Source organism: Candidatus Accumulibacter vicinus (genome assembly GCF_000584955.1).
Lineage (GTDB): Bacteria > Pseudomonadota > Gammaproteobacteria > Burkholderiales > Rhodocyclaceae > Accumulibacter > Accumulibacter vicinus.
Window position 1 is genome coordinate 229,897 of record NZ_JDSS02000037.1, and the last position, 8,563, is coordinate 238,459.

Annotated in this window: 6 protein-coding genes and 1 pseudogene; 1 reads left to right on the plus strand and 6 read right to left on the minus strand. The window is 56.5% G+C overall.

Annotated features, from left to right (window positions below):
- Positions 1–199, minus strand: a 199-nt coding sequence (locus CAPSK01_RS16870) for a sulfite exporter TauE/SafE family protein (RefSeq protein WP_273703920.1), incomplete at its 3' end; no start/stop codon positions are given.
- A gap of 104 nt (positions 200–303) precedes the next feature.
- Between CAPSK01_RS16870 and cysB the strand changes: the two genes are divergently transcribed.
- The gene (gene cysB, locus CAPSK01_RS16875; RefSeq protein ID WP_034929299.1) at positions 304–1,251 is read left to right on the plus strand and encodes an HTH-type transcriptional regulator CysB; all 948 of its coding nucleotides are present in this window, start codon (positions 304–306) and stop codon (positions 1,249–1,251) included.
- Between the two features lie 34 nt (positions 1,252–1,285).
- Here cysB and CAPSK01_RS16880 read toward each other — a convergent pair whose 3' ends face one another.
- The 5 genes and pseudogenes from CAPSK01_RS16880 to CAPSK01_RS23510 all read right to left on the minus strand — a co-directional run.
- Positions 1,286–2,974, minus strand: a complete 1,689-nt coding sequence (locus CAPSK01_RS16880; RefSeq protein ID WP_034929302.1) for a hypothetical protein — start codon at positions 2,972–2,974, stop codon at positions 1,286–1,288.
- Positions 2,975–2,981: 7 nt separating this feature from the next.
- The gene (locus CAPSK01_RS16885; protein WP_273703897.1) at positions 2,982–3,830 is read right to left on the minus strand and encodes a hypothetical protein; all 849 of its coding nucleotides are present in this window, start codon (positions 3,828–3,830) and stop codon (positions 2,982–2,984) included.
- Positions 3,830–4,498, minus strand: a complete 669-nt coding sequence (locus CAPSK01_RS16890) for a class I SAM-dependent methyltransferase (RefSeq protein ID WP_034929305.1) — start codon at positions 4,496–4,498, stop codon at positions 3,830–3,832. Before CAPSK01_RS16890 ends, CAPSK01_RS16885 begins: the two co-directional genes overlap by 1 nt.
- A gap of 48 nt (positions 4,499–4,546) precedes the next feature.
- On the minus strand, positions 4,547–6,373 hold the full coding sequence (locus tag CAPSK01_RS16895) for a tetratricopeptide repeat protein (protein WP_273703898.1): 1,827 nt from the start codon (positions 6,371–6,373) through the stop codon (positions 4,547–4,549).
- A 287-nt stretch (positions 6,374–6,660) separates the two neighbouring features.
- A pseudogene (locus tag CAPSK01_RS23510) lies at positions 6,661–8,563 on the minus strand (heme utilization protein); the annotation flags it as partial.

The following is an 8,563-nucleotide window of genomic DNA, read 5'->3' on the forward strand; positions in this document are numbered from 1 at the left end:
CGTGTCCCTTGCGAGCATGCACGACGGTGCCGCCGGCCTTGGTGATTGCCGCATAGAGCAGGTCGGTGCCGACCGCCGTCGCCGGGTGAATGCCGAACAGCAATACCAGCAACGGCGTCATCAGTGAACCACCGCCGACGCCGGTGAGACCGACGATAGCGCCGACGACAAAGCCCGACAAGGTGTACATCCAGTCCATGGCACGCCAAAACATAAGGAGGGCGCACATGGTAACAGCCGCCGTATTTGATCGAAAAAGAATATTCGGTTAGATTGTTATAACCAATTGAATGTCAAATCGCCATGAAACTCCAGCAACTCCGTTACCTCGTCGAAGTCGCGCGTCGTGGTCTGAATGTTTCGGGAGCTGCGGAGGCGCTGTTTACTTCACAGCCCGGGATCTCCAAGCAGATCAGACTGCTCGAAGAGGAACTGGGAGTCACCGTTTTCGAAAGGGCCGGCAAGCGCCTGACGGCCATCACCGAACCCGGCCGGGCCGTGCTTGAAATTGCCGAACGCATGCTGCGCGAAGCCGAAAATATCCGGCGCGTTGGCGAGGAATATGCCGACGGCGATTCCGGTAGTCTGCTGATTGCCACCACGCATACCCAGGCGCGCTACGCCCTGCCGGCCGTCGTCAAGAGCTTTGTCGACCGGCATCCCAGGGTCCGCCTGTCACTGCATCAGGGCCATCCGACCCAGATCGCCGAGTGGACATTGAAAGGCCAGGCAGATATCGCCATTGCCACCGAAGCGCTCGATCAGTATCCACAGCTGGTGATGCTGCCCTGTTACCAGTGGGTACACTGCGTGATCGCTCCCGACGGACATCCGATTCTTGCCGAAAAGCCGGTGTCACTGGCCGCGCTGGTGCGCTGGCCTTTGATCACCTACGACTCGGCTTTTGCCGGGCGCTCGCGCATCAACAAGGCTTTCGAACTGGCCGAGCTGACCCCCAACGTGGTGCTCACCGCGATCGATGCGGATGTGATCAAGACCTATGTCAGTCTCGGCCTCGGGTTGGGGATCATCGCCCGCATGGCTTTTGATCCGACACGTGATACCGGCTTGCAGGCGCTGCCCGCCGAGCATCTGTTTGGTTCGAATACGACGCGCATCGGTTTGCGGCGGGGAACCCACATCCGCCGCTATGAATACGATTTCATCGAGCTTTTTGCGTCGCACCTGACCAGGAAGGCGGTAGACATGGCGATGGCCGGCACGCGCCCGGCTGACGAGTACCAGCTATGAAGCCGATACCTGAGTCAACCATTATCCAGCTACTCTATAAGTACGCTCGCAATGGCCGTGCATTCTGAAACAAGGTCATGTAATTTCTGAACTGTTCAGCGCGAAAATAAAATAAAGTGGTCGGGTCAGAGGTGAACCACTTTAATCGGAGAAGCGTATTTTCAACGCTTTCCTGGGGAACAAGCCTGGCATTGCCCAGTGTCATCTCGGAGGGCGCCAGGGATTCTACAACAGGGTTGAGAACGGGGATCGAATCTTTCAGGAAATGTAGTACGCCGGTTGTTGGCATGTCGTACATCAAACAAAGATCACAACTCTCTGCATGCTGCTCCATGGTCTCGTTGGCGTTTCTCATCAGCTCGGCAGCAGAAACTCCAATATCTCTCTCCAGCAAACTGATGATGGAATAACTCGGTTTGCAGCGTATTTTCAGGACGATGCCGTTCTCGTTGCACCAGGAAACGATCTGTCGTATTCCGTCCATGTAGGGTTGATAGCGCGTGAAATAAAACCCATTGAGGGACAAGGAATTAAGTAACAAAGAAATCGTCCTGATCCCGCCAACGATGCTCGAGCTTCTGAAGGTTTCCGGATAAGCGATTTTGAAGTTCAGTACGCTCTTGTGGTTGGCATCGAAAATTTCCTGGCCATGTATCGGATGACTGAGAACCGTGATGTTCCTGTATCTGAACTCGATGTCATTGACGCACTTGGAGTGGGGTAGAAAAATGACGGGCAGTGAGTGTTTCTGCGCAAAAGAAATGATCGGGCCATGAAATCCGGCATCGTGATCGGACAACACTATTCTTGATGGTTTGGAATCTTTGAAATACCGGGAAAGCTGGTAATAGGTGACCAGCTGGGCGCAGTAAATGTTGTTGAGGTATTGGGTTTGGCGTTGGCGGTAATTCGGTATGACCAGATATGGCTGCAATATGCGGTCCAGTGTTTCCGATAATTTATGCGAGAAATCTTCAATTTTTGTTCGGATCTCTTCCGGCAAATTGGCGAGGGTGCTCTCGAATCTGACCAGTGCCAGCGTCCTAATTGCGGGTAATGGGATATTGAAATTCTTGGCCTCGATATTGATCAGTTCTTTTCCAGTCGAAATCATTTCCTGGAAAAAATAATTGATGTCATACCAGCAAGTCGGTAAATGAATCAGTAGCTGTTCAAGTCCTTCATTCTGATTTTCTTCGGGTAACTCAGGGATCAGATGGCTGCCATCATCCTTGCTGCCGTAGGTAAAACCTGAAAATTCGATGTCATTGCACTTCAGGTGCCACAAGAGCAGGATCGAGGGAATGAATGAATTGAAGTAATATGAGCCGGGGGTATCACAGATGAAGAGGTGCACCTTCGTTCCGGCCAGTTGCTTACCAAAATTCTCCCATAGTGCCGCGTACCACTTGAGGGTGATTAAAATATAATACAGATTCAGATGCTGCCATCCCTCTATGGAGACCTCGGGGACAATCTCTCTGACTTCCAGAGCAAGTGCCCTCTCCAGGTCGAACGCAGCAGAGCGGGCATTGACGTCCAGTTCGTGATAGAGCGGGCAATTGTCAAAAGGAATATAAATGATGTTCCCCAGTCCGCTCGACGAGATTGGGTCAACCAGGATCGGGTCGAATGTGTAAACGGTATACGAGGACAGGTTCCTGGCGATTTGTATCGCTGGGGGGATATCCGCAGCATTGATAATTATGATCGAGTTTTCCATCGCAAGATTATTCTCGTAACTTGTCGCGCAACTGCGAGTATGCTTCCTTGTAATCGTGGAACCCTTGCTCCTTCATCGCGATTTTCAACGCGTCGCTCAGCACGGCTTCGAGCTTGAACTGATTCAGGCGGCTATTCGACCAGGCACAGTCGAAGGTATTGTAAGCGCGTACACGCCACCTGGGATCGACCGTCAGCAATACGGACGCCATACGTTCCATCAGGAAGACTTTTCTCTGCACGGAGCCTGGGTAGGCTGTTTCGACAGTCAGCAACCGTTTCAGTGCGCAGTCCTCCCCTTCGCAGATGGAAAATAACTGCTCGTTGAGATCGAGCCAGGCGCGCCAGAACGCAGGACGCGCGGCAAAGAAATTGCTGAAGATGATCTGCCGCGAATCCATGACCAGCGGCGCCAGACCGATCGGCATGCCAACTGCCGAAAAAAAGCTTTCGCTGGCTGCGATAAAACCCGGTGAAAACAGTTCCTCCTGTTCGAATACATTGAGGAAAAAAGCCCCCATGTCAGGTTGCGGGCTGAATGAAACCACATCCGTGTCTGTGCCGGCTGCTTGCACGAAGGTTTTCACCTGGGCATGGCTCAATCCGGTCTTTTCCTGAAAGCGCGGTGAAAAAAAACCATAATACGCACGCTCTTCGAGATCTTCATCGATCAGGAATCTGCGAATCGGCCAATACTCACGCCAATCATTGCGGGGGCTATCGACATTGTCCAGGATCAGGTATCCCGGAGGGACTTCGGCCAGGGTCTTATCAGAGTAGGCAATATGATAGAGATAAACCGGATGCAACGCAGGATTCGTCACCTGGTTCGGGCCAGTAATTTTTCCGGTTTGCATCAGCCGTCCGTTAACGCCTTGACCACATATTGAAATGGAACGGCATCCTGTAAGGCCATCTCGGGATCGCTACCGGATGCACACGCCATTTGACGAATCGCTGCCGCCATTTCATCAGTAGGTTGATCAAGTAGGCGGGCAATCATGTTTAGCACCTGGAATCCGTGCGAATTGAACAGATCGATAATGGTCAGGCGGGTAAGCCAGCGAATGTGGGTCCGATCGAACAGACCTGAGTCCTGATAGATGAACAGGCCGGCGTTGAGCCGGGACTGGACGCCCCAGTATTGTGCATTGGGGATGCAGGCAATCACTTCGGTGCGGCTGCGCGCATTGGCCTTGATGCGCTCCAGCAGTCGCCAGGGATCGTAAAGATGCTCCAAAGCGTCAGCAAATACCCAGCAGTCGGCATCCCCCAGCTGGTGAAATGTTTCCGCAGATAAATATTCGACATTGCCATGGATCACCTCGGTGCAATGCTGCCTGGACGCTTCGGCGTAGTCCGCATCGATTTCTATGCCCACATAGCGGCAACCAGGGTTGATGCCGCGATAGGCACGCGCCAGAGCACCGCTGCTCGATCCCACTTCCACGACGCCGGTATAGTCGCTACGCATGAAGTTGAGAACATCCGGATTGTGAATTTGATTTATCGGGGTTTGTTTCATTGCTTGTGCCGGGTGCACGGTGGTCCTTTCAAGGGGTCCGAATTTTCTTCACCTTGGCGATGAAGTGGCCGTTGGATGGATGGTCAGTTGCAACAACCGGCTTTCCAGATTGCGTACGAACAAGGGGGTATCGAACAGCACTCCCTGAGTGCGCTCCCTGATCAGGTGTGCCCGCAGCCGTTGGCATTCGGTTCGACGATGACCCAGGGCAACCGCCTTTTCTTCATAGTCACTGAGCTGGTAGGTGATGAGTTCTCCCAGATTGGCTGCGGTCAGCAGGGCGCCGGCCATCCGGGACGCAAAGGTACGTCCACTCCGGGTCAGGACGGGCAGGCCCATCCATAGGGCGTCGTTCGCGGTCGTGCCGGCATTGAATGGGAAGGTGTCGAGGAACAGGTCCGCAATCTGGTAGCGAGCCAGATAGTTTTCCGGGGCAACCCGCTCGGTGAAGATCAGGCGGGCGGGTTCGATGCCCTGATGGATGGCTTCCTGGCGCAGGTTTTCTTCGGCCCAGGGATTGTCGGCCAGTAACCACAACACGCTGCCGGACACGCGGCGCAGAATGTTCATCCAGACGCTGAACATTTCGGGGGTGAACTTGAAGTTGTTGTTGAATGAGCAGTAAACAAAGCCGTCTTCCGGCAGCCCGCAGATTGCCCGGCTAGGGGAGGGAGCCAGCGCCCGCTTCCGGTCGCTGACCTGATAGATGTCAGGCATATAGAGGGGCTTTTCGGAATAGTAGCGGGCTTCCTCTGCGGGGATGAGGAAGCGGTCGGCAATGACATAGTCGATGAACGGGAGGCCGGTGGTGGCCGGCAGGCCGAGATAGGTGATCTGGATGGGCGCCGGCCGGTAGGCCAGCATGTTCATTCGGGCGCCGGCAGTCTGACCCTGCAGGTCCACCAGAATATCGATCTCGTGTTCCCGAATCAGGCAAGCCGCTTCTTCGTCGCCGAGTTGATCGATACGTTGGAAGTGATCCATGGCGGCAATCACCCGCCTGCGCACTTCCGAGCCATCCTCCGGGCTCCAGCAATACGCGTAGACCTCGAATTTTTCCCGGTCATGAGATTCGAACATCTCTACCATCAGCATCGCGACCGGATGCAGGCAGAAATCCGAGGAGCAATAGCCGATGCGGATTTTTCGGTGTCCATAGCCGCCAGGCTTGGCGAGGGAGGGCAGACCCTTGAGTACCTTCTTGTCCGCGTAGCGTCGCGCGGCGGCCAGCTGTACCGCAGGATCATCGGTCATCGCAAGCATGGCCAGGGCGGAGGTGGAATTCTCCATCAGTTCCGGGCTGACCTTGCCGGTGGGGCGATAAACTGGCCAACAGCATTGTTTCATGCGCAGGAATACCCAGTGGTGGAGTACATCCGACTGGGTGGGATCGATCGACAGACTCCTGTCGAGATAGTCCGTGGCATCCCGATATTCTTTTTTGATCTCCAGCACCCGGCCAAGATTGTTCAGGGCAAGCAGCAGGAAAGTCTGGTATTCATCCGTGTCGGCGGGAACATTGCGCTCAACCCACAGCCACTCTTCGACCGCCTGGTCCAGCAAGCCCCGACGCTCAAGGACCAGCCCAAGGTTGAGTCGAGGCTGAATGAAGCCGGGAGACAGGGCGATCGCCTGCCGGTAAGCCTCTTCCGAAGCCGCCAGATCCCCGAGATTCGACAGCGTTGCGCCGAGGTTGAAGTACGCCGCATGGGCGTGGGTCGAAGGGGTTCTCTTGAGCCAGGTCTGGTAGAGGATCGCGGCCAGGGGAGCGCGCCGATCCTGCTCCAGTTTGCTGCACTGGTCGATGAGTTGCAGCAGTTCGAGTTGCCCGTTCCATGCCTGCATCAGCAGAGAAACAAATACATCGTCGCCCACTCCCACTCCCCTCAAGGCCGTCGTCCCGCATTCACTGTTACAACGAGCCTGGATTATATCCTGAAAACGGGCCTCGGCGATCTTTGCGGGGTAATCATAACTGATTGTAATAATTGAACAAGATCATCCGTTCAGACGGTACGTTTGGCGCAGATCAGGCGACAGACGGATGCTGCACGCGCAGCTTGCGATCAATCGAGAGACTGTCCTGGATGGCATGAGACATCATTTTCAGCCCAAAAAGGAAGCGGGGCCGATGAGGCCCCGCTGCATGGCTGAACCGCTGCTTAATTACCTGTCGCGAGCATGCCCTTGGTAATCGCATCCAGGCTGGGCGGATTGGTCAGCGAGTTGGTCGCCACCGTCTGTGAAGCCTGGAATGCACCGAACGGATTGCCGTTCGGGTCGTATTGCTGCAACAAGGCCGCAATGCTTGCCTGCGGGGCGAGTTGAGGCAGGAGGCTGGTACCCGGGGCGTTCGGGTCGGGCGCTGCCTGTCCCATGTTGAACGAGGAGATGGCCTGCAGCAGGTTGCCCACATTCGCTCTGAGATCCACCGCCGCTGCCGCAGTGGTAGGCGGCGCTGCCTGGCTTGCGGCGTTCCTGTCGGTCGCGAACCAGACGTCGGCCATCTCGTGATCTGTCCCATCAGCGGTCTGGTAACTGGAAATCAGTCCGACGAGATTGCCCGCATCCATCACCGCAGTTCTCGTCGCATTCAGGTCGAGTCTGACTATTTCCAACGACTCGAGGGAACGCAGTTCTTCCGACTGGCTGATTCCGTCCGAATTGCCGTCTACCCAAACCGCCAGCTCCGACCAATGATCATCTGCCGAACTGATGATACCGTCGGCATTGCTGTCCATTTCGCTCAGGGCGACATAGCCGTCTGCAGCCTTTTCGCCGTTGGCCAGCGTGACCGAAGATCCGAACAATTCACCGCCATCGTTGATGGTTCCGTCGCCATTGCGGTCCATGGCCAGGAGACCGTCACCGCTGGCAACCCAGCCGGTATGAACCTTGGTGCCGGTCGCCAACAGGTCGAACTGAACGCCCGACGAAATGCTCTGCGACAGTTTGCCATCTTCATTGAGGTCAAGAATCAGTGGCGTCGAAGCAGAGTTGACCTGAGCCGTGGTCAGAGCGGCGAGTTGTGTGGTGGTCAGGAACATCCCCTTGAGGGCATAGGTCTGAGCCGTACTCATCGCAGCGAGCTGGCTGAGGGTCAGGACGGGAACCTGAGCAGCGGTGAGTGCGGCGAGCTGGGTGGTACCGAGTGCTGCGACATCAGCGGCTTCCATCGCCTTCACCTGGGCCGTGGTCAGGCCGCTGGCGATCTGGGTGACCGTGAGTGCGGCAGCCTGTGCTGTGGTCAGCGCGACGATCTGGCTGGTTCGCAGAGCTGCGATATCGGCGGCTTCCATCGCGCTCACTTGGGCCGTGGTGAGGCCGCTGGCGATCTGAGTGGCGGTGAGTGCGCCGACCTGAGTCGTGGTCAGCGCCACGACCTGAGCGGTGCCAAGGTTGGCGATCTGACTGTTGGCGAGGGCGGCGATCTGGCTGGTCTTGAGTGCCGCGACATCAGTCGCCTCGATCGCTTGCAACTGGGTGGTGGTGAGGCCGTTGACGAGCTGATTGGTGGTCAGTGCGCGGACCTGCGCCGTGGTCAATGCGACGACCTGGCTGGTGCCGAGACTGGCAACCTGGGAAGTGGTGAGTGCGGCGACCTGCGTTGTGCCGATCCCTGCAATCTGGCTGCTGCCAAGGACGATGGCGATCTGACTGGTGGTCAGCGCGGCTACCTGGCTGGTCTTGAATGCCGAGACATCGGTAGCATCCATGGTGCTCAGTTGGTTGGTGGTGAGGCCGTTGGCAATCTGATTGACGGTGAGTGCGCCGATCTGTGAAGAAGTCAGGGCCGCGAACTGGGAGGTGCCGAGGTTGGCGATCTGACTGGTGGCAAGGGCGGCGATCTGGCTGCTCTTGAGTGCCGCGACATCCGTCGCCTCGATGGCTTGCAGCTGGGCGCTGGTGAGGCCGTTGACAAGCTGATTGGTGGTCAGTGCGCGGACCTGCGCCGTGGTCAGCGCGGCGACCTGGGCGGTGCCGAGGCTGGCAATCTGGGCAGTGGTGAGGGCAGCGACCTGTGCCGTGCCGATCCCGGCAATCTGGCTGCTGCCCAGGACGATG

What these genes read in the sequence shown, in the direction of transcription:
- cysB (WP_034929299.1), top strand. Translation starts at nt 304, where the DNA reads ATGAAACTCCAGCAACTCCGTTACCTCGTCGAAGTCGCGCGTCGTGGT.
- CAPSK01_RS16880 (WP_034929302.1), bottom strand. Translation starts at nt 2,974, where the DNA reads ATGGAAAACTCGATCATAATTATCAATGCTGCGGATATCCCCCCAGCG.
- CAPSK01_RS16885 (WP_273703897.1), bottom strand. Translation starts at nt 3,830, where the DNA reads ATGCAAACCGGAAAAATTACTGGCCCGAACCAGGTGACGAATCCTGCG.
- CAPSK01_RS16890 (WP_034929305.1), bottom strand. Translation starts at nt 4,498, where the DNA reads ATGAAACAAACCCCGATAAATCAAATTCACAATCCGGATGTTCTCAAC.